Genomic DNA, 24,134 nt, shown 5'->3' with positions numbered 1-24,134 from the left:
GCGCCTCCAATGACAGCAAGGCGCGCCCCTTTCGAGGCGCGCCTTGCGATCGTTGTTCGGCTCGCTGGAACTGCGGGCCCGCGGCGCTCTACTCCGCCGCCTGCAGCGCCGGCGCTTCGATATCGTGCCGGGCGAGCGGGCGGTTGCCCGCGAGCTTGCGCATCAGCACGTAGAAGACCGGCGTCAGGAAGATGCCGAAGGCGGTGACGCCGATCATGCCGGCGAAGACCGCGATGCCCATGGCCTGCCGCATCTCGGCGCCGGCCCCGGTCGAGATCACCAGCGGCACCACGCCCATGACGAAGGCGAGCGAGGTCATCAGGATGGGACGCAGGCGCAGGCGGCTGGCTTCGATCGCTGCCTGGACCGGCGTCCTGCCTTCGAATTCGAGCTCCCTGGCGAATTCGACGATCAGGATGGCGTTCTTGGCCGATAGCCCGACCAGCACGACGAGGCCGATCTGGGTGAAGACGTTGTTGTCGCCGCCCGAGAGCCAGACGCCGGTCAGCGCCGCGAGCAGGCCCATCGGGATGATCAGCAGGATCGCGATCGGCAGGGTCATGCTCTCGTACTGGGCGGCCAGCACCAGGAAGACGAGCAGGATCGCCACCGGGAACACGATCACCGCCGAATTGCCGGCCAGGATCTCCTGATAGGTCAGCTCGGTCCATTCGAAGGCGAAGCCCTTGGGCAGGGTCTCGGCCGCGATGCGCTCCACCGCAGCTTGCGCCTGTCCCGAGGAGAAGCCGGGCGCCGCGCCGGCATTGATGTCGGCCGAGAGGAAGCCGTTGTAGCGCATGGCGCGTTCCGGCCCGGAATCGGTGCGCACGTTCAGCACCGCGCTGAGCGGGATCATCTCGCCGGATGTCGAGCGCACCTTGAGCTGGCCGATATGCTCGGGCTGGGCCCGGAAAGGCGCGTCGGCCTGGGCGCGGACGCTGTAGGTTCGGCCGAAGCGGTTGAAGTCGTTGACATAGGTCGAGCCGAGATAGGTCTGCAGCGTGTCGAACACCTCGGTCACGGGCACGCCGAGCTGGCGGGCCTTGGTGCGGTCGATATCGGCATAGAGCTGCGGAACATTGACCTGGAAGCTCGAGAACATGCCGGCGATTTCCGGCGCCTGCCCGGCCTTGGCCATGAAAGCCTTGGTCGCCTCGTCCAGCGCGGCATAGCCCAAGCCGGCGCGATCCTCGATCTGCAGCTTGAAGCCGCCGATCGTGCCGAGGCCCTGGACGGGCGGCGGCGGGAACATCGCGATGAAGGCTTCCTTGATGCCGCCGAACTGCTTGTTCAGATCGGCGGCGATGGCGTTGCCGCTGAGCGACGGGTCCTTGCGCTGTTCGAAGGGCTTCAAGCCGACGAAGACGATGCCGGAGTTCGACGAGTTGGTGAAGCCGTTGATCGAGAGGCCGGGGAAGGAGATCGCGTTCTCGACGCCCGGATGCTTGAGAGCGATCTCGTCCATGCGGCGGATGACATCCTCCGTCCGGTCGAGGGTCGCGGCGTCCGGCAGCTGGGCGAAGCCCACGAGATATTGCTTGTCCTGGCCCGGCACGAAGCCGCTCGGCACGGCCTTGAACAGCACGCCCGTCGCGCCGAGCAGCACGACATAGACCGCGAGCATGACCGCGCGATGCGAGATCACCCGCCGCACGCCGCGGCCATAGGCCTCGGACGAACGGTTGAAGAAGCGGTTGAAGGCACGAAAGAACCAGCCGAACACCCGGTCCATGAGGCGGGTCAGCGCGTCCTTGGGGGCGTGGTGGCCCTTGAGCAGCAGCGCAGCCAGCGCCGGCGACAGCGTCAGCGAATTGATGGCCGAGATCACCGTCGAGATCGCGATGGTGAGCGCGAACTGGCGGTAGAACTGGCCGGTCAGGCCGGAGATGAAGGCGAGCGGCACAAAGACGGCGACCAGCACCAGCGCGATCGCGATGATGGGGCCGGAGACCTCGCGCATGGCCTTGTAGGTCGCCTCGCGCGGCGAGAGGCCGTTCTCGATATTGCGCTCGACATTCTCGACCACGACGATCGCGTCGTCGACGACGATGCCGATGGCGAGCACCAGCCCGAAGAGGCTCAGCGCGTTGATCGAGAAGCCCATGACATACATCACCGCGAAGGTGCCGACGATCGAGATCGGCACGGCGACGAGCGGGATGATCGAGGCGCGCCAGGTCTGCAGGAAGACGATGACGACGAGCACGACGAGCGCGACCGCCTCCAGCAGCGTCGAGATCACCGCCTTGATCGAGGCGCGCACGAACTGGGTGGTGTCGTAGACGATCGAATAGTCCACGCCTTCCGGCATGTTCTGCTTGATCTCGCGCATCGTCTCCTGGACGCGGTCGGCGATCGCGATGGCGTTCGAGCCCGGAGCCTGGAAGACCGGGACGGCGACGGCCGACTTGCCGTTCAGCAGCGAACGCAGGGCGTATTCCGCCGCGCCGAGCTCGATGCGGGCAATGTCCTTCAGCCGCACGACGGCGCCATCGGCGCCGGTCTTGACGATGATCTCGCCGAACTGCTCCTCGGTCTGGAGCCGCCCCTGGGCGTTGACCGAAAGCTGCAGATCGAGGCCCGGCGCGTTCGGCGAGGCGCCGATCACGCCGGCCGCGGCCTGGACGTTCTGGGCGCGGATCTCGCGCACCACGTCGCCGGGCGAGAGCCCGTGCTCGGCGACCTTCTGGGGATCGAGCCAGACGCGCATCGAATAGTCGCCCGAGCCGAAGAGCTGGACCTGGCCGACGCCATCGATGCGGGCGAGCCTGTCCTTGACGTTCAGCACCGCGTAATTGCGCAGATAGGTCATGTCGTAGCGGCCGTTCGGCGAGGTGATGTGCACCACCATCGTCAGGTCCGGCGAGCTCTTGACCGTGGTGATGCCGAGCCGGCGCACCTCCTCGGGCAGCCGCGGCTCGGCCTGGCTGACGCGGTTCTGCACGAGCTGCTGCGCCTTGTCCGGGTCGGTGCCGAGCCGGAAGGTGACGTTCAGCGTCATCTGCCCGTCGGTGGTCGCCTGGCTCGACATGTAGAGCATGCCCTCGACGCCGTTGATCTGTTCCTCGATCGGCGTCGCCACCGTCTCGGCGATCACGCGCGGGCTCGCGCCGGGATATTGCGCCCGCACGACGACCGTCGGCGGAACGACTTCCGGATATTCGGAGATCGGCAGGGCCCTGATCGAGAGCAGCCCGGCCACGAAGATCAGGACGGAGAGGACCGCCGCGAAGATCGGCCGGTCGATGAAGAACTTGGAGAGGTTCATGGGGCGCCCCCTTTCGAGCGGCTTATGCTTGCGGCTGCGGGCCCGCTTCGCGGCACCCGCAGCCGATCGTTGAATTCAGTGTTGCGCGAGCTCGGTCGCAGGCTTCCTGAGCTCGCTCTTCTCGGCCATGGCCACTGGCTCCGGCGCCACGGTCGCGCCTGGCCGCACCCGCTGGAGCCCGTTGACGATGATGCGCTCGCCGGCCTTCAGCCCGGCGGTGACGACGCGCAACCCGTCATGGGCGGCTCCAAGCGAGACTTCGCGCCATGCGGCCTTGCCGTCGTCGCCGACCACGAAGACGAACTTCTTGTTCTGGTCGGTGCCGACGGCGCGCTCGTTGATGACGAGCCGGGGCTCGGCCTTGGCCTGCCCGAGCTGCACCCGGACGAACTGGCCGGGCATCAGCTTGCCGTCGGGATTGTCGAGCTTGGCGCGCACGCGCACCGTGCCGCTGGCGCCGTCGATGCCGTTGTCGACGAAATGCAGCCGGCCGCTGAAGCTCGCCTGCTCGGCCGTAGCGGTGGTCAGCTTGACCGGGATCTGCTCCAGCGCGCGCGAACCGTCCGGCAGCGAGGCGAGCGCGTCGAGCAGGCTGCGCTCGTCCGCATTGAAGGCGGCATAGATCGGATCGACCGAGAGCAGCGAGGTCAGGACCTGCCCACCGGCCGCGATCAGGTTGCCGACGGTGACGTCGAGCCGGCCGATGCGGCCGCTGATCGGGGCGCGGATCTGGGTGTAGTCGAGGTTGAGCTGCGCCGTCCGGCGCGCGGCCTCGGCGGCGCGGAGATTGGCCTGCGCCTCGCGGAGCGCGTTGACGCGGGTATCGAGATCGCGCTGCGAGAGGTTGCGGCTGGCGATGAGCTGCTGGCCGCGTTCGTTCTCGCTTTCGGCGAGGGCGACGCGCGCCTGGGCGGCGAGAACCTGCGCCTGCACGCGCTCGAGCTCGGCCAGATAGGGCGCCTGGTCGATGCTGACGAGCAGGTCGCCCTGCTTCACCAGATTGCCCTCGCGGAAATGCACGGCCTCGACCACGCCGGAGACGCGTGAACGCAGCTCGACGCGCTCGATCGCCTCGAGCCGCCCGGAGAATTCCGCCCAGGGCACGATCTCGCGCGCCTCGACAGTCGCAACGGAGACTGGGACGGCAGGCGGGGCAGCAGGCGCGGTATCGCCCTGCGCCCGGGTGCCGGAGAGCGCAAAGACCGTGATGGCGGTCAGCGCCACGGACGCGGTGAGGCCGGCCAGGAGGCCGCGACGGTTCGTTCCCTGAATCATAGGGTCGGTCCTTCCTTGAAAATGATCGGAGTGCTTGGAAAAGAGGGCGCGTTAGGAGGGCGCGGTCCGTTCATAGAAAGCGGCGATCTCGCCGCAGCTCTTGCAGAGACATGAGCCTTCCTCCGCCGCATCGGCATAGGCCTGCGGCCAGCGCGTCGGCGCGGAGAACTCGACATGGCGGACGGCGATGCCGGACTGGCCGAGGCGGGCGGCATATTGCGCCGCCTCGTCGCGCATCGGGTCGTCCTGCCCGCTGATCAGCAGGGCCGGCGGCAGGCCGGCGAGGCGTGTCGCCTGGAGCGGAGCCGCGTAGGGGTGGGCGGCACGCTCGGGCGTGCCGAGATAATCCGCCCAGCCATCGGCCCAGCGGCAGCCGACCGGGCCGGCCTGCGCGCCGCGCAGCGAAGCGGTGCCGAGGCAGGCGTCGAGCATCGGCGAAAACAGGATCTGGCCGGCGAGGTCGGGGCCGCCGCGATCGCGCGCCATCATGGCGAGCGCCGCAGCGAGATTGCCGCCGGCTTCCTCGCCGGCGATGTAGAGCGGAGCGCCGCGCGTCGCCCAGCGATTGCGCCCCCTGGCAAGAGCCTCGAGCGCTGCATAGATGCGCTCCAGCGTCTCGGGGAAGCGCTGCACCGGCGCGAGCGGATAGGAAAGCGAGAACACGACCGCACCGGCTTCCGTCAACGCCGTGGCGACGGCTTGCCCCTCGGCCGGCGAGCCGCTGTTGAAGTGGCCGCCATGCAGGTGCAGCACCAGGCCGGCATTGTCCGGAACCTCGGCGGGAACGTAGAGGCGGCCTGTGAAGGTCTCCCCACGGGCGCTCAGGATTTCCTCCCGCCAGAAAACGGAGAGGACCGGTTGTAATCTCTGCGCGGCGATCGCGGGCATGGGCTCACCCTCGCTGTTGCGTTGCAGCATGAGATAGTGAATCGGCATTTTGGAATAAATACGCTATCAGCTCATTCATTGTTCACATACGGAAACAATCCGAGGGCACATGGACCAGCTTGCCGCGATGCGGGCCTTCGTGCGGGTCGTCGAGACCGGGACCTTCACGCGGGCCGCCGATCTCCTGGACATGCCGAAGCCGACCGTGACCAAGCTGATCCAGCAGCTGGAAGCGCATCTGCGTGCCAAGCTCTTGAACCGGACGACGCGGCGCGTGTCCGTGACCATGGACGGCGCGGCCTATTACGAGCGGGCGCTGCGCCTGCTCGACGAACTCTCCGAGCTCGACACGAGTCTCACGCTGGCGCAGGCCCGGCCGAGCGGGCGACTCAGGGTCGATTGCAGCTCTTCCCTGGCGATCTCGGTGATCATCCCGGCGCTGCACGAGTTCCATGCGCGCTATCCCGATATCCAGCTTGATCTCGGCCTGAGCGACCGCGCTGCCGATCTTATCGGCGAGAACCTGGACTGCGCCGTGCGTGCGGGCGAGATCGCCGATCAGAGCCTGATCGCGCGGCGGGTCGGCGAGATGCAGCTCATCACCTGCGCGACGCCCGATTATCTGGCCCGCTTCGGCACGCCCTCGCATCCGCGCGACATCGAGAACGGGCACCAGATCGTCGCCTATCGGCCGGCGCTTGGCGGCCGCGTGCTGCCGATGGTCTATCAGAACCGCAGCGAGACGATCGAGGTCAGCGGGCGCTACACGGTCGCGCTCAATGACGGCATGGGCTATCTCGCCGCCGGGCTCGCGGGCCACGGCATCATGCAGTTGCCGACCTTCATGGCTCGCGCCCCGATCGCGGATGGGCGCCTCGTGCCGCTGCTCCTGGACTGGTGCACGGCGCCGAAGCCGCTGCACATCGTCTATCCGCCGAATCGCCACCTCAGCAACAAGGTGCGGGTCTTCGTCGATTGGCTGGCGGAGCTGCTGGCCAGGGACGATCTGGTCTTGATGCCGGGTGGCTTGCTGCGGGGCTGCAGGCCGCAGCCCCTGGCGGCCGATTCCGCGGCCTGAGCCATCCGGCTTGCCGCGGTCATCGTCGAGACCGGGCGGCGGCTTGCAATGGCGGGGCGGGCGCCGGCTGAGCCCTGCCGCCCGTCCCTGTGTCTTCCCGAAAAACGGCGCTCAGGCCGCCTTCTTGCCGGCGTCGAACGGAATCTCGATGTCGACCGCGAGCGTCGAGACCTTGGCACCGCGCTCCATGCGGACGCTGACCTTCTCGTCGTCGACCTGCATGTGCTTCGAGATGGCGCGCAGGATCTCGTCGCGGAGCTTGGTGACGAGGTCCGAATCGCCGACGGAGGCGCGCTCATGGGCAAGGAGCACCTGCAATCGCTCGCGCGCGGCGGGAGCCGACTGGGAGCGGGAGAAAAGACGAAGCAGATTCATGCCGCTTTCCTTCCGAAGAACTTGCCGAAGAAGCCGCGTTTCTCGCCGGGAACCGCCACCGGCAGAGCTTCGCCCCGGAGCCGGCGCGCGGCTTCGAAATAGGCGACCGCCGGGGCGCTGCGCTCGTCGGCGAGCGTCACCGGCGAGCCGACATTGGAGGCCCGCAGCACGTCCATGCTCTCCGGGACGATGCCGAGGAGCGGGATCGACAGGATCTCGAGGACGTCGTCGACCTTCAGCATGTCGCCGCGCTCCGCGCGGAGCGGGTCGTAGCGGGTGAGGAGAAGGTGCTTCTCCATGCGCTCGCCGCTCTCGGCCTTCAGCGTCTTGGAGTCGAGCAGGCCGATGATGCGGTCGGAGTCACGGACCGAGGAGACCTCGGGGTTGGTCACGACGATGGCGACGTCCGCATGGCGCATGGCGAGCGTGGCGCCGCGCTCGATGCCTGCGGGGCTGTCGCAGATGACCCAGTCGAAGGCCTGTTTCAGCGCGCCGATGACCTTCTCGACGCCTTCGGCCGTCAGATTGTCCTTGTCGCGGGTCTGCGAGGCCGGCAGCAGGTAGAGCGTCTCGAGCCGCTTGTCGCGGATCAGCGCCTGCGTCAGCTTGGCTTCGCCCTGGATCACGTTGACGAGGTCGTAGACCACCCGACGCTCGGCACCCATGACGAGATCGAGATTGCGTAGGCCGACATCGAAGTCGACGACGACGACCTTCTCGCCGTTGCGCGCCAGCGCTGCGCCGAGCGCCGCCGAGGACGTCGTCTTGCCGACGCCGCCCTTGCCGGATGTGACCACGATGACCTTGCCCATTGACCTCTCCTGTTGATGTGGACGCGCCCTCGGACTCAGGCGAGTGATCCGACCTTGAAAGTGTCGCCTTCCAGCCAGAGCTGGACGGCCTTCCCGTGTAGCTCCGGCTCCAGGTCTTCGGCCGTCTTGTAGAAGCCGTCGATCGCGACGAGCTCCGCCTCGAGTTTGCGGCAGAAGATGCGCGCCGAAGCGTTGCCCATGGTTCCGGCCAGCGCCCGGCCACGCAGCGTCCCGTAGACATGGATCGATCCGCCGGCGATGACCTCCGCCCCCGAGGCGACCGAGCCGATGATGGTCACGTCGCCCTCGGTGAAGATCAGCGACTGTCCCGAGCGCACGGGCTGGGTCACGACCAGCGAGGAGGGAGCCTTGGGTGGCGGCGGCGCGGCGGGTGGCGGCGGCGGGGCCGCCGTCTTGCCGGTCTCGTCGGGCGCTGGCTCCTCGATATCGGCGGTCGCACGCCCGTCGCTCAGGGCGGGGGGCAGATCCGGGCTCAGCATCGAGGGGCGGGCGCCTTCGATTCCCATGATGCGCACATTGCGCGCGCCGAGCTTGCCGACGAGGTCGCGCAGCTGGGCGCGGTCGATTTCCAGGCCGCTCACGTCGAGCACGGCCGGGCGCCGCATGAAGAAACCGGCGGAGCGCGAAGCCAGATCGTCGAGCCGCACCAGCCAGTCCTCGAACGGAAATTCCGGCGTCAGAGCCAGTGCAAGGAAGCTGCGCCCCTTGAGGCGAATGGGACGTGGCTGCGTTAACACGTTGGTCATCTTGGTAAATTTTCGGTTTCTTCGATCTACAAGCGAATGGTTAACAGCTGGTAAATGCGCCGGGCCGGATTGCTTCCGATCCCTATCCGCGAGCGCCGCAGCGGCGGGTACGCAACGGTGCGGTGGCCGTCGGGACCGGCGCTTCCGCGGGGGGACGGGCCTCACAAAAAGCTTGTGTGCATGGGCCCGCGGGCTGGGAACGGCCGATGCGCGAGCGACGCTATTGCTTATAAATAGGAGTCCTATATTAATCGGCCCATGGAAACGCCGAAGGACCCGACGTCGCCTGCTCATCGTATCCGCGAGGGTCTCTCGCGGGTCGCGGCGGTGCTGCGTGCGGATGATTGGGAACGTGCCGCGCGCGCGGGGCTCAATCCGACTCAACTCGCGATCCTGGAGCTACTCGAGGCGCGTGGGAGCGGCCTCGGCGTGAAGGAGATCGCCTTTCATCTCGGCGTGTCGCAACCGACGGCGACCGATTCGATCGCGGCCCTGGCGCGCAAGGGCTATGTGGCGAAGCGATCCGCGGAGGCCGACCGGCGCGGCGTCAGCGTCGGCCTCACCGGAAGCGGCGCGCAACTTCTCGGCGAGAGCGGCAAGACCGCGGGAAACGCCGAGAGCGCCGTCGCGACGCTCGCCGATCATGAGCAGGAGGAACTTCTCCTGGCGCTGGTCAAGGTGATCCAGGCGCTGCAGGAGCAGGACGCCATCCCGATCCAGCGCATGTGCGCGACCTGCCGTTACTTCGCGCCCTTCGCCCATCGCGATGCGGCGCATCCGCATCATTGCCATTTCGTCGATGCGCCTTTCGGGCAGCCGGATCTGCGGATCGACTGCCGCGACCATCAGACTGCCGATCCCGCTTCCCGGGCTGCCACCTGGGAAGCTTTCAAAGCGGGATAGCCGCCCCTCCAGGCAAGGAAGAAAGGAACGCGATCATGATCACCAGATACGCAGCCGGCGCGCTCGCCGCCGGAGCGGCAGCGCTTTGGCTGACGGCGGCCCATGCCCACTCGGTCAAGGCCGAGCCGACCGAGGCGGTCCAGGCCTCCTTCGACATCATCGAGACCGCGATCGTGACGAAGGGCGATACGGCCGTGTTCACGACGCGGGTGCGCGGCGAGGCCGGCAAGGACAAGCCGGATGCGACGGGCAAGTTCGAAGGCTCAAGTGTCTATGCCTATGTCTGGCCGACCAGCCTCAACAGCGGCGAGATCGGCTTCGATAGGGATCGTGGCATCGTCGCGCTCGCCGTCACCTTCCATCCGGATTTCGACGATGCGGCCAATGGCGGCAAGAACCGGCATGTCTGGCACCCGCACTGGGTCGTGCTGGCGCAGGACAAGGCCTGCGGCGGCGGCCTCAAGGTCATCGACATTCCGGAGGGCACGAAGCCGAAGGTCCCGAAGACCTGGCCGGGCGTCCCGCTGCTGATCGACAGCCCTGATTACCCCACCAGCTTCAAGGGTGAGACCGTCGATGTCGCGATCCCGCTCTCGCTGATCGGCGGCATCAAGAACGCCAGCTATGACGGGGTCACCGCGGGGCTCAAGGTCAACGGCAACCTGCATGCCCCGCTGCTCTGCGTCAGCAACGTGTTCAAGGTTGCGTCCGGTGATCTCAGCCTGCCCGGCAAGGTCGCGCCGGCCAAGTAAAGAACATGGTGCCGGTTCGCCGACTGCCATCGGCGAACCGGCATATTCTCCCCCTCCAGGCAAGCAGAGAGACAGAACATGGGCAGAAATACCCTTGCCGGCCCGGCCTATGCAACAGGCCGGCACGCAAAGGCAAATCCATGACAGATCTCCCTCTTCGCGGGCTTCTGATCGGTCCGGCCAGGCCATTGGGACCGCGCGGCGTCCCGAGCGGCATCGCGAAATCGCGTGTCTCCGGTGCCGTGGCGTTGTCGGAAACCGGCTTCCAGGGTGACGTGCAAGGCGATCCCGTGCGGCATGGCGGGCCGGAGAAGGCTGTCCATCACTATCCCTTCGAGCACTATGCCTGCTGGGCGCGGGAACTCGGGCCGCATCCTTTGCTGGCGGCTCCCGGCGCGTTCGGCGAGAACATCGCCACGATCGGGCTGACCGAGGAAGACGTCGCGATCGGCGACGTCTTCGAGCTCGGAACCGCGATCGTCGAGGTCAGCCAGGGCCGGCAGCCCTGCTGGAAGCTGAACGAGCGCTTCGGCAGGGCGAGCATGGCGCGCGATGTCCAGTCCACCGGCCGGACGGGCTGGTATTATCGCGTCCTCAGAGTGGGGGCCGTGGCGCCGGACGACCGTCTGAGGCTGGTCGAACGGACGTCACCCGGCTGGACGATCGCGCGCATCCGGCATGCATTCTACGTCGATACGCTCAATCGCGAGGAGCTGGCGGGGATCGCCGCGCTCGAGCGTCTGGCTGCGGGCTGGCGCGCGCATGCGGCGCGCCGATTGGAGAAGCGCAGGGTCAAGGACTGGACGGCGCGCCTCGACACTCCTTCCGATACCTGATCCAGGCATCGTCCCGGCGCGTCGCGCCTGAAATCGCGTCCCGGGGTGCCGCGGCGCTGGTTCGGGACGCGGATACCGCCCATGCGACATCTGCACAGCGAAGACGCGCCGTTTTGCTGCACTGTAGCGGCGCTCGCTTTCGATCGTGGTGCTTCGTCAATGAATATGCGCGTGCCTCAGCCGACCTCTTCAACCGTGCAGGTCGGAATCGGCCAGTCGGTTCCCCGTAAGGAGGATGCCCTCCTCCTGCGCGGCGAGGGCAGCTATACCGACGACCTCTCGCTGGATGGGCAGCTCTACGCTGCCTTCGTGCGCAGCCCTTATGCCCATGGTGTCATCCGCGGCATCGATGCCGCGGCTGCGAGGGAAATGAAGGGCGTCGTGGCGGTCTACACGGCCGAGGATCTCGAAGGCCAGGGCTACGGCACGCTGAAATGCCAGGTGGACCTGCCCAATCGGGACGGGACGCCGATGAGGAAGCCGGTCCGCAAGGCGCTCGCGACCGACAAGGTCCGCTATGTCGGTGACCCGCTGGCCATGGTCGTGGCTCGCACCCCGGTCCAGGCGCGCGATGCGGCCGAGACGGTGGCTCTCGACATCGCCGTGCTCCCTGCCGTCGCCTCGGCCGAGGAGGCTCTCGCCCCCGGTGCCCCACAGCTCTTCGAGGACGTGCCGGGCAACCTCGTCCTCGACTACCATTTCGGCGATGCCGAGAAGGTCGCGGCCGCCTTTGCCGGCGCCGCCCATGTCACCAGGCTGCGCATCGTCAACAACCGCATCGTGGTCAACCCGATCGAGCCGCGCTCGGCCATCGCGGCCTACGACCGCAAGGCGGGGCGCTACACGCTCCACGCTCCGAGCCAGGGTGCGTTCGGGCTGCGCAACAATCTCGCGGCCGCGATGGGAGTTCCGCAGGAGCGGATGCGCCTGATCACCGGCCATGTCGGCGGGTCCTTCGGGATGAAGGCCGCGGTCTTCCCGGAACATGTCGTGCTGCTGCATGCGGCGCGCCTGCTGAAGAAGCCGGTGAAATGGACCGACCAGCGCTCGGAGAGCTTCGTCTCCGACCATCACGGCCGCGACATGGTCTTCGAGGCCGAGCTCGCGCTCGACGCGCGCGGCCGCTTCCTGGCGACGCGCTTCACCGGCGTCGGCAATATGGGCGGCTATCTCTCGCCCGTCGGACCGATGATGGCGACGCTGAACATCGGCAAGAACAGCGTCGGCATGTACCGCACGCCGCTGGTGGAGGTGCAGACCCGCTGCGCCGTCACCAATACCGTGCCGATCGCGGCCTATCGCGGCGCCGGGCGCCCTGAGGGCAACTACTTCATGGAGCGGCTGATCGACACGGCCGCCCGGGAGATGGGGCTCGATCCGGCGGCGCTCCGGCGGCGCAACCTGATCGGTGCCGCGCAGCTACCCTGGACCACGCCGATCGGGACGCTCTACGACAGCGGCGATTTCCCGGCGCTCTTCGCCCGGGCGCTGGAGGCGGCCGACTGGAAGGGTTACGGCGCGCGGCTGCGCCGGAGCCGCAAGGCCGGCAAGCTGCGTGGCCGCGGTATCGGCTGCTATCTCGAGGTCACCGCCCCGCCGAGCAACGAGATGGGCGGCATCCATTTCGAGCCGGATGGCGGCGTCACCATCGTCACCGGCACGCTCGACTACGGACAGGGGCACTGGACGCCCTTCGCCCAGGTCCTGACCAGCCGGCTCGGCGTGCCCTTCGACAAGATCCGCCTCGTGCAGGGCGACAGCGACCGGCTGATCGCGGGCGGGGGAACCGGCGGCTCCAAATCGATCATGGCGAGCGGCTCGGCGATCATCGAGGCGAGCGAGAAGGTCGTCGAGAAGGGCAAGCTCCTCGCCGCGCATTTCCTGGAGGCTGCTGCCGCCGATATCGAGTTCGCCGCGGGTCGCTTCCATATCGCGGGAACTGACCGCTCGATCGGCATCATGGAGCTGGCCGGAAGGCTGAGGACTGCCGCAGGCCTGCCCGAGGATCTGCCGAAGACGTTGGATGTCGACCATGTCTTCAAGGCGGCACCCTCGGCCTATCCCAATGGCTGCCATGTCGCCGAGGTCGAGATCGACCCGGAGACCGGGGAGATCGCGGTCGTCAGCTACGTCATGGTCAACGATTTCGGGACGCTGGTGAACCCGATGATCGTCGAGGGGCAGCTGCATGGCGGGGTCGTGCAGGGGATCGGCCAGGCGATCTGCGAGATGACCTTCTATGACGAGGACGGCCAGCTCAGGACCGGCTCCTACATGGACTACGCCATGCCCCGCGCGGCGGGCCTGCCCTCCTTCACCTTCATCAGCCAGGGCGTCCCGACCAGCACCAACAAGGTCGGTGCGAAGGGGTGTGGCGAGGCCGGCTGCGCCGGCTCGCTGCCCTCGGTGATGAACGCGGTCGTCGACGCGCTGTCGCCCTGCGGTGTGCGCCATGTCGACATGCCGGCGACGCCGCAGGCGATCTGGAAGATGATTCAGGCGGAGCGGTGAGGAACGGGCGGGACCGGATCTCGCGGGGCTAGAATCGAGGAGGCCATTGCGGGGAAGCGTGCCTTCGCCGCAATGGCCTTCTTCGGTGCGCCTCAGCCCTTCACGTTGCGCAGGAGAGCATCGGCGCCGCGAGCGAGCAGGACGGCGTCCGAGCCGCAGGCGACGAAGGCGAAGCCCTCGGCCAGGAGACTCTTCGCGAAGGCGGGGTCGAAGACGAGCGTGCCGACGGGGACACCCGCCTCGATCAGGCGCCGGGCGGCCGGGCGGATGAGCTCCCACACGGCCGGATCGGTCGGCCTGCCGAGCAGCCCCATATCCGCCGCGATGTCGGCCGGGCCGAAGAACACGCCGTCGACGCCGTCGACCTTGCCGATCTCGAGCGACTGCTCGATCGCGGCGCGCGTCTCGACCTGCACGATGACGGCCGTCTCTTCCGCAACGCGGCTGAAATAGTCGGTCATGCGCCCGAAGCCATTGGCGCGGGTGCAGCCGCTCACGCCCCGGATGCCGTGCGGCGGATAGCGCGTCGCAGCGACGGCGCGCTCGGCCTCCGCCCGCGTCTGCACCATCGGGAAGAGCAGGCCAGGCGCGCCGATGTCGAGCAGCCGCTTGACGAGGACCGCATCGTTCCAGTCCGGCCGGACGATTGGCGTGACCGGATGGGCCGCGAGAACCTGGAGCTGCGCCATGACCGAGTTGAGGTCGTTGGGCGAATGCTCGGTGTCGATCAGCAGCCAGTCGAACCCTGCGCCCGCGACCGCCTCGGTGGCGAAGCTGCTGGACAGACCGAGCCAGAGGCCGATCTGTGGCTGCCCGCTGCGGAGCGCGGCCAGGAATCTGTTCGAAGGCAGCTTCATCGCATCGTTCTCGTGCCGTTGAGGAGAGAGGCGGGGCAGAAGCCGGCAGCGGCGTGTTCGCGTCTGCCGGCCCGATGCCCTAGCGAGGGACTTCGCCGCGGCGCGACGCTGCGAGGATCTCGGCCAGGCGTTCCTCCGCCAGGCCGTAATCGGTGCGCGCGGCCTCGGGCGAGACATAGCCCAGCGCGACGTCGCGCTCGATGCTCGCCGCGGGGCGCTCGCCCGGCTTGCCGTAACCGGCTCCCCCCGGGAAGGCCATGACGACCTTGCGGCCATGCGGCACGAACTGCTTGCCCTTGCCCTTCATCGCTGTGCCGTCGTCGAGCGCGATCGTCGTCGGCGCGCCGCCGCCGCCGCCGCGCCGGCCGCGGGCGGGATGATGAACGCGGTCGAACATCGCCTGGATGTCGAACTCGAAACCTTCCCAGGCGCCGACCTCCATGTGCTGGCCGAGGCCGCCGCGATGGCGCCCCGCACCGCCCGAGTCGGGCCTGAGCTCCTTGCGCCAGACGATGACCGGGCCGACCTGCTCGGTCGCTTCGACCGGCATCGTCATCACGCCGGAGGGGAAGGCGGTGGCGTTCATGCCGTCGAGCGCGGGCCGCGCGCCCGAGCCGCCCGAGTTGAAGGTCAGCACCTCGGCGCGCACCGGCTCGGCCGGCGGCGGGCCGTCGCTGCGCGGCCGGAGCGAGACCTGGAAGTTGCAGAGGCTGCCGGCGCCCTCCGCGGGGACCAGGTCGGGCAGGAGCTTGTCGAGTGCGTCGTAGATCGTGTCCGGCACCATGTGGCCGATGATGTGGCGCAGCGCCACCGGCGCCGGCCAGACCGCGTTCACGATCGTATTTTCCGGCGCTGTGATGCGGAAAGGCTCCAGCGAGGCCGCATTGTTCGGGATTTCCGGCGCGATCGCGCATTTCAGCGCGTAGCAGGTATAGGCCTTCGTATAGACCAGCGGCACGTTGATGCCGTTCTTGTCGACGCCGGAGGTGCCGGCCCAGTCGCAGAGCACGCCGTCCGGCTCGATCGAGATCTTGACGCAGAGGTCGATCGGCCGGCTGTAGCCGTCGATCCGCATATGGCCCTCAGCCTCTCCGCGCGGCAGGGCGGCGATCTTGTCGAGCGTCGCCTGGCGCGAATTGGTCAGGATGAAGTCGGAGATGCCGGCGAGATCGGCGAGCTTGAACTCGACCATCATGTCGACGAGGCGGCGATGGCCGATCTCATTGCAGGTCGCCAGCGCATAGATGTCGCCGACGAGCTGATCGGGCTCGCGGACATTGCCGCGGATGATCGTGACCAGCGTCTCGTTGACCGTGCCGCGGTCGACGAACTTCATGATCGGGATGTGCAGCCCTTCCTCGTAGACCGAGTTGGCATCCGCGCCGAAGCCGCGCCCGCCGATATCGACGATGTGGGCGGTGCAGGCGAAGAAGCCGACGAGGCGGCTGCGGTGGAAGGAGGGGCTGACGACGGTGATGTCGTGCAGATGGCCCGTGCCTTCCCAGGGGTTGTTGGTGATGTAGACATCGCCCTCGGCGATGTTCTCGCGCCCGATACGGCGGATGAAGTGGGCGACCGCATCGGCCATGGCGTTGACGTGGCCGGGCGTACCGGTCACCGCCTGCGCCAGCATCTCGCCCTTCTCGTTGTAGACGCCGGCGGAGAGGTCTCCGGCCTCGCGCACCGAGGTCGAGAAGGAGGTGCGGATCAGCGCCTGCGCCTGTTCCTCGACGACCGAGATCAGGCGGTTCCACATCACCTGATAGGCGACCTTGGAGATCTCAGACATGGGCGGGTTCCTTCCGCTCTGCGGCGCGGGCGGCGGGCGCGGCTTCGGTGAGGCGGATGTCGATGCAGCCGTCGTTCAGGGTGACGCCGATGCGGCTCGACGGCAGGACGATGGTGGTCTCGTCCTCGGTGATGATCCCGGGACCGCTGACCCTGCTGCCGGCCGTCAGGGCGGTGCGGCTATGGGCCTGCGCCTCGACGCGCCGGCCCAGCCCCGCGTCGAAGACGGAGCGGCTGCCTTCGGCGAGCGCCTCGCTCATGCCGGATAGCGGCTCGACCGGGCTGACCGCTTCCTGCGGCGTGTGCGCATTGACCGACCAGACCGTGATCTCGGCGGCGAGGCCCTTCACGGTGCGGCCGAACAGATTGGCGTATTCGTGCTCGAAGCGCTGCAGGATCACGGCCGGGTCGGCGGCACGCGCCTCCTTTGAGGTGAGCGCCACCGGGATTTCCCAGCCCTGGCCGGCATAGCGCATATAGACCTTGTACTCGGCCCTGATCTCGCCGTCCCAGCCGCAGGAGCGCACGACCCGCGTCGCCTCATCCTCCATCTCGTCGAAGAGCTGGGTGACGCGCGCCGTGTCGAACTGGGCGAGCCGCATGAACAGCGTGCGGTTGGCTTCGAAGCTGAACGGCGCTCGCAGGAAGCCGATGGCCGAGCCGACGCCCGCGCCCGGCGGCACCAGGCATCTGCTGATGCCGAGCTTCTCGCAGAGCCGGCCGGCATGAAGCGGAGCGGCACCGCCGAAGGCGATCATCGTATATTCTGACAGATCCTCGCCGTTCTCGACGGCGTGGACGCGGGCGGCGTTGGCCATGTTCTCGTCGACGACCTCGGCCACGCCCCAGGCGCTTTCCTCGGCCTCCATGCCGAGCTTGCCGCCGATCTCGCTCTTCAGCGCAGCGGCCGACTGGTCGGCGAAGAGCGGGATCGTGCCGGCCGCAAAATTGTCCGGGTCGATCTTGCCGAGGACGACGTCGGCATCGGTCACCGCCGGGCGCTTGCCACCGCGGCCATAGCAGGCCGGGCCGGGCTCGGAGCCGGCGCTTTCCGGCCCGACGCGGATCTGGTTCATCGAGTCGACATGGGCGAGGCTGCCGCCGCCGGCGCCGATCTCGACCATGTCGATCACGGGAATGGAGATCGGCATGCCCGAGCCCTTCTTGAAGCGATAGGTCCGGGCGACCTCGAAGACGCGGGCGGTCTTCGGCGTGTAGTTCTTGATCAGGCAGATTTTGGCGGTGGTGCCGCCCATGTCGAAGGACAGCACCTTCTTGAGCCCATGCCGCGCGGCGATGTCGGCGGCGAAGACCGCCCCGCCCGCCGGGCCGGATTCGACGAGGCGCACCGGGAATTCGGAGGCGCTTTCCAACGAGATGATGCCGCCGCCCGAATGCATCAGGAAGATTGGGCAGGAAGCACCCTCGGCCGCGAGCCGGCCCTTCAGCCGGACGAGATAGCTCTTCATCAGCGGCTTGATGTAGGCGTTGGCGATCGTCGTGTTGAAGCGCTCGTACTCGCGCATCTGCGGCGAGACTTCCGACGAGAGCGAGATCATCGCCCCGGGCAGCCGCTCGCTGAGGACGTCGTGGATCAGCCGCTCATGCGCGTCGTTGACATAGGAGTGCAGCAGCCCGACGGCGACGCTCTCATAGCCGGCCTCGCGCAGTTCGTCTGCCAGCGCCTCGACTTGCGCCCGGTCGAGCGGGACCAGGACCTTGCCGCGCGCATCCATGCGCTCCTTGACGGTGTAGCGGCGGTTGCGCGGCAGCAGCGGCTCCGGCAGCGTCAGGTTGAGGTCGTATTGCTCGAAGCGGCTCTCGGTCCGCATCTCGATGACGTCGCGGAATCCCTCCGTGGTGATCAGCGCCGTCTTGGCGCCGCGCCGCTCGATCAAGGCATTGGTCGCCAGCGTCGTGCCGTGGATGATCTGCCCGATCGCGGAAACCGGCACGCCGGCCTTGGAGCAGACCCGCTGCATCCCCTCGATGATGGCGTCCTCGGGCGCGGCATAGGTCGTGAGAACCTTGGTCGAGAACCTCTGCCCGCCCTGTTCGAGCACGACATCCGTGAAGGTTCCCCCGATATCGACGCCCAGGCGGGCCCCGAGAATGGACATGGCTGCTTCGCCTCCGTTGTCGACGATCGGAAGATAGGAAGGGTCCTCGATGTCGTCGAATTATTATTGTCTATGTTAATCGATAAGGGATCTTTATCGGCGGCGCTTGGCAGAGCTGCCGTCATTGCGAGCGTAGCGAAGCAATCCAGAAGGATCGGGTGAGGCGTCGAGCCCTGCGTCCGCCAGGGTCGCTTCCCGCAATCCGACTGGATCGAAAAAACGACCTAATGATGCAGAATGGCGCGCTCCATCGCCAGCTCGGCCGAACGCTTGAGCAGGAAGCTCGCCGGCGTATGCGCGAAGGAGGCGGTGAAGATCAGGGCGCTCGGCTTCCACTCATAGGGAATCTCGACCAGCTCGCCGGAGGCGAGCGCCTTCTCCACCAGCGTGCGGGGCAGGGGGGCGATGCCGAGCCCGTCCAGGGTCATCTGCAGACAGGCCGCCAGGCTGCTCGACGGCACGATCCTGACCGGTTTCTCCCAGAGATCGCGGAAATGCGCCGAGAGCTCGACGAAATGGCGGGTGGAGCGGGCATGAGTCAGGATCGAATGCCCGGCCAAGGTCGCGATGTCCGAGCCTGCGACGGCGAGCTTCGGCGAGGCCGTCCAGATATAGGGCACCGAGCCGAGATCGACATTGCTGATGTTGAAATTCGAGATCGGGCCGTTGAGCAGGCACAGGTCCAGCGCGCGTGAGACGAGTTCTTCCCGCAGGTTGAGCGTCAAATCGACCTTGAGCTCGACATCGACATTCGGGAAGACCTGTCTGAGGTCGAGCAGGTAGTCGCGCAGCCAGGTCTGCGCGATCAGCTCCGCCACGCCGAGCCGCAGGACGCCGATCTGCTGGTCGGAACGGATCGATTGCTGCGAGAACTCCTCGGAGGCTTGCAGCACCCGCTCGGCCTGCCCCAGCAGCGAATGGCCCATCGGTGTCAGCGCCACCGAGCCGGAGTCGCGATGGAACAGCCTGACTCCGAGCACGGTCTCGAGCTGCGAGATGCGCACCGAGATGTTCGGCTGCGTCGTGTTCAGGCGCTCGGCCGTCGCCCTGAAGCTGCCGAGCTTGGCGACCCAGACGAAGCTCTCGAGCTGCTTCAATGTCCAGTTTGGCATCACTCCTCCAGGCAGGCGCCGCGTGGCCCATCCGCCGAGCATCTGCCATCGATAAAGAAAATGCATCACGAGAACAGATAATTTCAATTGGATGCTATCGCCGGAACGCGGTGGACTACCCTTAGCCGCCAATCGGGCTTCGGCTCGGCTTCGGCTCCTGAAACTCGCGCGAATAGTTTCGCGACGGGACAAGAACGAGGGGAACGATGAACCGCAGAGCTCTGATTGCATCCGCCGCCCTTGCGCTGGGCCTCGGGCTGGCTGCCCCCGCCGTCGCGCAGACGAGCTGGACCATGGCCTCGGGCTATCCCGAAAGCAGCTTCTTCACCCAGAACATCCGCCAGATGATCAAGGAGATCGAGGAGAAGAGTGGCGGCAAGCTCAAGATCGACCTGCGCTCCAACGACAGCCTGATCAAGCTTGATGCGGTCAAGCGCGCCGTCCAGTCCGGCCAGATCCAGATCGGCGAGATCCGCCTGGGCGTCTACGGCAACGAGGCGGCGATGTACAATCTCGACAACATCCCCGGCGTCGCCACGACCTATGACCAGGCCACCAAGCTGACGGACGCACAGCGCCCCTTCTTCGAGGCCATGTTCAAGAAGAACGGCCTGCGCGCCATCACCTATGTCGCCTGGCCCGGCCAGGGCTTCTACACCAAGGAGTCGCTGAAGGGGCTCGCCGACCTCAAGGGCCAGAAGCTGCGCATCTATTCGAAGCAGACGCAGATCATGGGCGAGAAGCTCGGCATGGAAGCTCTGATCCTGCCCTTCGCCGAGGTGCCGCAAGCCTTCTCGACCGGCATGATCCAGTCGCTCTGGACCAGCGCCCAGACCGGCACGGACGTTCAGATCTGGGATTACGTCAAGCACTTCACCTATACCGGCACGATGCACAACAAGAATGCGATCCTCGTGAACGAGCGCGCCTTCCGCCAGCTCGATCCGGCGACGCAGAAGATCGTGCTGGAGGCGGGCGAGGCCGCGACGAAGCGCGGCTGGGAACTGTCGAAGAAGGCGAGCGAGGAGCGCGAGGGCATCCTCAAGAGCCATGGCATGACGATCGCCCAGGCGCCCAAGGACATCCTCGACTCCATCGAGGCGGCCGGCAAGGGCATGGTCACCGACTGGCTTGGCACGGCCACGGCCGAGGAGAAGGCCGTCTACGAAGCCTATCAGAAGAGCCTCAAATAACCGGACTGCCAGCACGCTGCCTTTTCATGAAGCATGCCAGCGGGGTGACCGGTGATACGTGGGGTTCTCGACAAGTTCTATGAGGCATGCGGCTATCTGGCCGCAGCCTTCATGGTCGGCATCGGAGTATCGATTGTCGCCCAGATCGTCGCGCGCATGCGCGGCGTCACGCTCGATGCCACCGAGGCCGCGGGCCTTTGCCTGGCGGCATCGACCTTCTTCGGTCTCGCCCATACCTTCCGCCGCGGCGGGCATGTGCGCATCAACCTGCTCGTCGACCGGCTGCCGCTGCGCTTGCGGCGCAGCGTCGAAATCTTGAACTGCCTGCTCGGCACCGTGGTGGTGTCGTTCCTGGCCTGGCATGTCGCGTCGCTGGCGCTGCAGTCGCGCGAGTTCAACGATATCAGCCCGGGCCTGCTGGCGATGCCGTTCTGGATTCCGCAGGCCGGCGTCGCCGTGGGCGTGACGGCCCTCGCGATCGCCTTCGTCGACGAGCTCCTCTGGCTCCTTGGCGGTGGCAAGCCTCGCTACGAGACGCCCGACGAGATCGAGCTCGACAGGCCGGTGGCATAGGGGCCGATGATGGACACGACCGTTCTGGCCTCGCTGGTCCTCGCCGGCTCACTGCTCCTGCTGCTCGCCAGCGGCGTCTGGGTCGCGCTCTCGCTGCTCACCGTTGGCATGGTGATGATGGGGCTCTTCACCACGGCGCCGATGGGCTCGCTCATCGCCTCGACGCTCTGGGATTCGAGCTGGGGCTGGGCGCTGACTTCGCTGCCGCTCTTCATCTGGATGGGCGAGATCCTGTTCCGCTCGAAGCTGTCGGGGGACATGTTCCAGGGTCTGGCGCCGTGGGTGTCGCGGCTGCCGGGCCGGCTGCTCCACGTCAACGTGCTCGGCTGCGGCATCATGGCGGCGGTCGCGGGCTCCTCGGCCGTGACCTGCGCCACGATCGGGCGCATCAGCGTGCCCGAGCTTGAGAAGCGGAAATACCCACTCAACATGACGATCGGCACGCTCGCGGGCTCGGGTACCCTCGGCCTGCTGATCCCGCCCTCGATCATCATGATCGTCTATGGCGTGACGGCGGAGGTCTCGATCGCGCGGCTGTTCATCGCCGGCGTCCTGCCCGGTCTGCTGCTGATGGCGCTGTTCATGGGCTACACGGCGATCTGGAGCCTGCTCAATCCCGATAAGATGCCGCCGGCCGAGCCGCCCGTTCCCTTCCTCGAGAAGGTCTATCGTTCGCGCCGGCTGATCCCCGTCGCGCTGCTGATCGCCTCGGTGGTCGGCTCGATCTATGGCGGCATCGCGACGCCGACCGAGGCCGCGACCATCGGCGTGATCGGGGCGCTGATCCTGGCGGCGGTCGGAGGCGGGCTGACGCGGGCGAGCTTCATGGACGGCCTGATGGCGGCCATGCGGACCTCCTGCATGATCTCCTTCATCATCGCCTGCGCCGCCTGCCTGACCATCGCCGTCGCCTTCGTCGACATCCCGCGCTCGCTGGCGAGCTGGGTCGAGGCCATGCATCTCTCGCCCTATGCGCTGCTGGCGGTGCTCGCGGTGTTCATGCTGATCCTCGGCTGCTTCCTCGAAGGCATCTCGATCATCGTGCTGACTTCGTCGGTCATGCTGCCGATGGTGCAGGCGGCGGGCATCGACCTGCTCTGGTTCGGCATCTTCGTGGTGGTCCTGATCGAGGCGGCACAGATCACCCCGCCGGTCGGCTTCAACCTCTTCGTGCTGCAGAGCATCACCGGCAAGGACATCCTCGCCGTCACCAGGGCGGCGATCCCTTATTTCTTCGTCCTGATGCTGCTGCTCGTGCTGATCACGCTGTTCCCGCAGATCGTCACGGGCCTGCCGAAGATGATGGCGGGATAAGGCAAGGCTCACGCCGTCCGCGCTGCGGCGGACGCAAAACCGCCCGCGCCAGCCTCGACGAGGCCTGCGCGGGCGGATGCAGGTTCAGATACCCCTGATCAGGCCGCCATCGATGCGGATCTTCGCGCCCGTCACATAGCTCGCCCGTTCGCTGGCGAGGAAGGTGACGACATCGGCGAATTCCTGCGGCTTGCCATAGCGGCCGGCGGGGATCGTCGCGATCGAGGCCTTGGCCACGGCGTCGCGCGTGCCGCCGCTGCGGGCCGCTGCGGCGTCGTCGAGCTGGTCGACGCGCTCGGTATGGATGCGGCCCGGCAGGACGACATTGACCGTCACGCCGCTGCCCGCGACCTCGGAGGCCAGCGTCTTCGACCAGCCGATCACCGCGGCACGGATGCCGTTGGAGAGGGCGAGCCGCGGAATCGGCTGCTCGACGCCTGAGGAGGCGATGGTGACGATGCGGCCGAAGCCGCGCTCCGTCATCCCCGGCAGCAGGCGCTGTGCCAGATGGAACAGGTTGGCGGCCATCCCTTCAAAGTGCTTCAGCCAGTCGTCGCGCTTGGCGTCGCGGGCCTCGCCCGGCGGTGGGCCGCCGGAATTGCCGATCAGGATGTCGACGCCGCCTTCCGCGGCGAGTCGATCCGCGAGGGCCTCGACGGAGGCGAGGTCGGCGAGGTCGAGCTTCGCGGCGCTGACGCGGCCGCGCTGCTCCGCGGGCAGGGCCGCGATCCAGCTTTCCGTCACATCCGTGCCGCGCGCGGCGGCGATGACGGTCGCGCCTTCAGCGGCGAGCGTCTGCGCGATCGCGGCGCCGAGCCCACGGCTCGCGCCCAGTACGAGGGCGCGCTTTCCGACAAGTCCCAGATCCATCAGCCGATCTCCTTCAGGCGCCGCTCCTGCCGCGCGATGAGCCGTTCGATATCGGCGATGTCCATCTTGGACAATGCCCCGCCCGGCTTGCGCAGGGTGGCGGAGGCGATGGCACCGCGCTTCGCCAGCGTGTATTTGCGCAGCGCGAGGCCAAGGCCGGGCTGCTGCTCGTAGCGGGCAAGCGGCAGATAGGCGTCGAAGAGGTCATGCGCCCGCTCGACCTGACCGGCGGCATGCGCCTTCCAGACATCGACCATCATCTCCGGATAGGCGAAGCCGGTCATGGCGCCGTCGGCGCCGCGCGAGAGTTCCTCCGGCAGGAACATGCCGCCATTGCCGACGAGGATCGAGATGCGCCGGCCGCCCTGGTCGCTCGCTGCGCGAAGGGCGGAGATCTTGGCGAGGCCCGGCCAGTCCTCATGCTTGAGCATGACGCAGCTGGGATGGGCGGCGACGATCTTCAGGATCACGGCAGGCGTGATCTGCACCTGCGTGACCAGCGGGAAATCCTGCAGCACGAAGGGCGTCTTCGGCCCCAGCGTCTCGGCCGCCATGGCGTAGTAGGAGAGGATCTGGTCGTCGGTGCGCAGCGTCGAGGGCGGCGCGACCATCACGCCGGCAGCGCCGTCGCCCATCACGCTGTCGCTGAGCTCGCGCATCGCGGCGAAGCCGGACGCCGAGACGCCGGCGACGACCGGGACGCGGCCGTCCACCCGCTTCAGCACGCGGCGCACGAAGATGCGGGATTCGTCCGCCGTCAGCTTCGGCGCCTCGCCCATCATGCCGAGCACGGTGAGACCGGTCGCGCCCTTCTCCAGATAGAAGTCGACCATGCGGTCGGT

The 24,134-nt window shown here is 67.4% G+C and carries 20 protein-coding genes; 8 read left to right on the top strand and 12 right to left on the bottom strand.

Annotated features, from left to right (window positions below):
• Positions 1–88: 88 nt before the first annotated feature.
• The 3 genes from B5Y19_RS23310 to B5Y19_RS23300 all read right to left on the bottom strand — a co-directional run bounded on the left by B5Y19_RS23310 (position 89) and on the right by B5Y19_RS23300 (position 5,431).
• Entirely contained in the window at positions 89–3,268 is a 3,180-nt protein-coding gene (locus B5Y19_RS23310) for an efflux RND transporter permease subunit (RefSeq protein WP_055729772.1), read from the bottom strand.
• Positions 3,269–3,343: 75 nt separating this feature from the next.
• Positions 3,344–4,543, bottom strand: coding sequence for an efflux RND transporter periplasmic adaptor subunit (locus B5Y19_RS23305; RefSeq protein ID WP_055729771.1), 1,200 nt, complete (start codon positions 4,541–4,543; stop codon positions 3,344–3,346).
• Between the two features lie 51 nt (positions 4,544–4,594).
• The gene (locus B5Y19_RS23300; protein ID WP_079592207.1) at positions 4,595–5,431 is read right to left on the bottom strand and encodes an alpha/beta hydrolase fold domain-containing protein; all 837 of its coding nucleotides are present in this window, start codon (positions 5,429–5,431) and stop codon (positions 4,595–4,597) included.
• A 109-nt stretch (positions 5,432–5,540) separates the two neighbouring features.
• Here B5Y19_RS23300 and B5Y19_RS23295 point away from each other — a divergent pair, with 109 nt between their 5' ends.
• The gene (locus tag B5Y19_RS23295; protein ID WP_055729769.1) at positions 5,541–6,509 is read left to right on the top strand and encodes a LysR family transcriptional regulator; all 969 of its coding nucleotides are present in this window, start codon (positions 5,541–5,543) and stop codon (positions 6,507–6,509) included.
• 111 nt (positions 6,510–6,620) lie between these two features.
• Here B5Y19_RS23295 and minE read toward each other — a convergent pair whose 3' ends face one another.
• From minE to minC, 3 genes are read right to left on the bottom strand one after another with little or no spacing between them, the layout of a single operon-like run.
• Positions 6,621–6,884 carry a cell division topological specificity factor MinE gene (minE, locus tag B5Y19_RS23290; protein WP_055729768.1) on the bottom strand — a complete coding sequence of 88 codons (264 nt, stop codon included), beginning with the start codon at positions 6,882–6,884 and terminating at the stop codon, positions 6,621–6,623.
• On the bottom strand, positions 6,881–7,696 hold the full coding sequence (gene minD / locus B5Y19_RS23285) for a septum site-determining protein MinD (protein ID WP_055729767.1): 816 nt from the start codon (positions 7,694–7,696) through the stop codon (positions 6,881–6,883). Before minD ends, minE begins: the two co-directional genes overlap by 4 nt.
• Before the next feature lie 35 nt (positions 7,697–7,731).
• A complete protein-coding gene (gene minC, locus B5Y19_RS23280; RefSeq protein WP_055729766.1) occupies positions 7,732–8,463 on the bottom strand; it encodes a septum site-determining protein MinC in 732 nt (243 codons plus the stop codon).
• A 258-nt stretch (positions 8,464–8,721) separates the two neighbouring features.
• Here minC and B5Y19_RS23275 point away from each other — a divergent pair, with 258 nt between their 5' ends.
• From B5Y19_RS23275 to B5Y19_RS23260, 4 genes are all read left to right on the top strand, one after another.
• Complete coding sequence (locus B5Y19_RS23275) at positions 8,722–9,366, top strand: MarR family winged helix-turn-helix transcriptional regulator (RefSeq protein ID WP_055729765.1); 645 nt, start codon at positions 8,722–8,724, stop codon at positions 9,364–9,366.
• 35 nt (positions 9,367–9,401) lie between these two features.
• Positions 9,402–10,118, top strand: a complete 717-nt coding sequence (locus tag B5Y19_RS23270) for a hypothetical protein (RefSeq protein ID WP_055729764.1) — start codon at positions 9,402–9,404, stop codon at positions 10,116–10,118.
• A 140-nt stretch (positions 10,119–10,258) separates the two neighbouring features.
• Positions 10,259–10,954, top strand: a complete 696-nt coding sequence (locus tag B5Y19_RS23265) for an MOSC domain-containing protein (protein WP_079592184.1) — start codon at positions 10,259–10,261, stop codon at positions 10,952–10,954.
• Positions 10,955–11,125: 171 nt separating this feature from the next.
• Positions 11,126–13,465, top strand: coding sequence for a xanthine dehydrogenase family protein molybdopterin-binding subunit (locus B5Y19_RS23260; protein WP_411914170.1), 2,340 nt, complete (start codon positions 11,126–11,128; stop codon positions 13,463–13,465).
• Positions 13,466–13,557: 92 nt separating this feature from the next.
• Here the strand turns inward: B5Y19_RS23260 and B5Y19_RS23255 are convergent, their stop codons facing one another.
• The 4 genes from B5Y19_RS23255 to B5Y19_RS25905 form a co-directional block, all read right to left on the bottom strand.
• The gene (locus B5Y19_RS23255; RefSeq protein WP_055729761.1) at positions 13,558–14,322 is read right to left on the bottom strand and encodes an HpcH/HpaI aldolase family protein; all 765 of its coding nucleotides are present in this window, start codon (positions 14,320–14,322) and stop codon (positions 13,558–13,560) included.
• A 79-nt stretch (positions 14,323–14,401) separates the two neighbouring features.
• Positions 14,402–16,111, bottom strand: a complete 1,710-nt coding sequence (locus B5Y19_RS23250; protein ID WP_176168706.1) for a hydantoinase B/oxoprolinase family protein — start codon at positions 16,109–16,111, stop codon at positions 14,402–14,404.
• Complete coding sequence (locus tag B5Y19_RS23245; protein WP_055729760.1) at positions 16,104–18,230, bottom strand: hydantoinase/oxoprolinase family protein; 2,127 nt, start codon at positions 18,228–18,230, stop codon at positions 16,104–16,106. Before B5Y19_RS23245 ends, B5Y19_RS23250 begins: the two co-directional genes overlap by 8 nt.
• Positions 18,231–18,454: 224 nt before the next feature.
• A complete protein-coding gene (locus B5Y19_RS25905; protein ID WP_055729759.1) occupies positions 18,455–19,342 on the bottom strand; it encodes a LysR family transcriptional regulator in 888 nt (295 codons plus the stop codon).
• A 206-nt stretch (positions 19,343–19,548) separates the two neighbouring features.
• Here B5Y19_RS25905 and B5Y19_RS23230 point away from each other — a divergent pair, with 206 nt between their 5' ends.
• The 3 genes from B5Y19_RS23230 to B5Y19_RS23220 are packed head-to-tail and all read left to right on the top strand — an operon-like array spanning position 19,549 to position 22,422.
• Positions 19,549–20,535: a TRAP transporter substrate-binding protein gene (locus B5Y19_RS23230; RefSeq protein ID WP_055729758.1), complete on the top strand. Its 987-nt coding sequence runs from the start codon at positions 19,549–19,551 to the stop codon at positions 20,533–20,535.
• A 51-nt stretch (positions 20,536–20,586) separates the two neighbouring features.
• Entirely contained in the window at positions 20,587–21,108 is a 522-nt protein-coding gene (locus tag B5Y19_RS23225) for a TRAP transporter small permease (RefSeq protein ID WP_055729757.1), read from the top strand.
• 9 nt (positions 21,109–21,117) lie between these two features.
• Positions 21,118–22,422, top strand: coding sequence for a TRAP transporter large permease (locus tag B5Y19_RS23220; RefSeq protein ID WP_055729855.1), 1,305 nt, complete (start codon positions 21,118–21,120; stop codon positions 22,420–22,422).
• A gap of 84 nt (positions 22,423–22,506) precedes the next feature.
• On the opposite strand, the gene B5Y19_RS23215 is transcribed toward B5Y19_RS23220, so the two are convergent.
• Together B5Y19_RS23215 and B5Y19_RS23210 are read right to left on the bottom strand one after the other, a co-directional pair.
• Positions 22,507–23,292: an SDR family oxidoreductase gene (locus tag B5Y19_RS23215; protein WP_055729756.1), complete on the bottom strand. Its 786-nt coding sequence runs from the start codon at positions 23,290–23,292 to the stop codon at positions 22,507–22,509.
• Positions 23,292–24,134 (bottom strand): dihydrodipicolinate synthase family protein (locus B5Y19_RS23210; RefSeq protein WP_139384529.1); only part of this gene is annotated, 843 nt, incomplete at its 5' end. The genes B5Y19_RS23215 and B5Y19_RS23210, both read right to left, overlap by 1 nt.

Origin of the sequence: Allobosea thiooxidans (assembly GCF_900168195.1) — a bacterium.
In the GTDB taxonomy this organism is placed as follows: Bacteria; Pseudomonadota; Alphaproteobacteria; order Rhizobiales; family Beijerinckiaceae; genus Allobosea; species Allobosea thiooxidans.
The sequence above is the reverse complement of the archived record's forward strand: the minus strand, read 5'-3'. Positions and strand labels throughout refer to the sequence as shown.

What these genes read in the sequence shown, in the direction of transcription:
- B5Y19_RS23310 (WP_055729772.1), bottom strand. Translation starts at nt 3,268, where the DNA reads ATGAACCTCTCCAAGTTCTTCATCGACCGGCCGATCTTCGCGGCGGTC.
- B5Y19_RS23305 (WP_055729771.1), bottom strand. Translation starts at nt 4,543, where the DNA reads ATGATTCAGGGAACGAACCGTCGCGGCCTCCTGGCCGGCCTCACCGCG.
- B5Y19_RS23300 (WP_079592207.1), bottom strand. Translation starts at nt 5,431, where the DNA reads ATGCCCGCGATCGCCGCGCAGAGATTACAACCGGTCCTCTCCGTTTTC.
- B5Y19_RS23295 (WP_055729769.1), top strand. Translation starts at nt 5,541, where the DNA reads ATGGACCAGCTTGCCGCGATGCGGGCCTTCGTGCGGGTCGTCGAGACC.
- minE (WP_055729768.1), bottom strand. Translation starts at nt 6,884, where the DNA reads ATGAATCTGCTTCGTCTTTTCTCCCGCTCCCAGTCGGCTCCCGCCGCG.
- minD (WP_055729767.1), bottom strand. Translation starts at nt 7,696, where the DNA reads ATGGGCAAGGTCATCGTGGTCACATCCGGCAAGGGCGGCGTCGGCAAG.
- minC (WP_055729766.1), bottom strand. Translation starts at nt 8,463, where the DNA reads ATGACCAACGTGTTAACGCAGCCACGTCCCATTCGCCTCAAGGGGCGC.
- B5Y19_RS23275 (WP_055729765.1), top strand. Translation starts at nt 8,722, where the DNA reads ATGGAAACGCCGAAGGACCCGACGTCGCCTGCTCATCGTATCCGCGAG.
- B5Y19_RS23270 (WP_055729764.1), top strand. Translation starts at nt 9,402, where the DNA reads ATGATCACCAGATACGCAGCCGGCGCGCTCGCCGCCGGAGCGGCAGCG.
- B5Y19_RS23265 (WP_079592184.1), top strand. Translation starts at nt 10,259, where the DNA reads ATGACAGATCTCCCTCTTCGCGGGCTTCTGATCGGTCCGGCCAGGCCA.
- B5Y19_RS23255 (WP_055729761.1), bottom strand. Translation starts at nt 14,322, where the DNA reads ATGAAGCTGCCTTCGAACAGATTCCTGGCCGCGCTCCGCAGCGGGCAG.
- B5Y19_RS23250 (WP_176168706.1), bottom strand. Translation starts at nt 16,111, where the DNA reads ATGTCTGAGATCTCCAAGGTCGCCTATCAGGTGATGTGGAACCGCCTG.
- B5Y19_RS23245 (WP_055729760.1), bottom strand. Translation starts at nt 18,230, where the DNA reads ATGTCCATTCTCGGGGCCCGCCTGGGCGTCGATATCGGGGGAACCTTC.
- B5Y19_RS25905 (WP_055729759.1), bottom strand. Translation starts at nt 19,342, where the DNA reads ATGCCAAACTGGACATTGAAGCAGCTCGAGAGCTTCGTCTGGGTCGCC.
- B5Y19_RS23230 (WP_055729758.1), top strand. Translation starts at nt 19,549, where the DNA reads ATGAACCGCAGAGCTCTGATTGCATCCGCCGCCCTTGCGCTGGGCCTC.
- B5Y19_RS23220 (WP_055729855.1), top strand. Translation starts at nt 21,118, where the DNA reads ATGGACACGACCGTTCTGGCCTCGCTGGTCCTCGCCGGCTCACTGCTC.
- B5Y19_RS23215 (WP_055729756.1), bottom strand. Translation starts at nt 23,292, where the DNA reads ATGGATCTGGGACTTGTCGGAAAGCGCGCCCTCGTACTGGGCGCGAGC.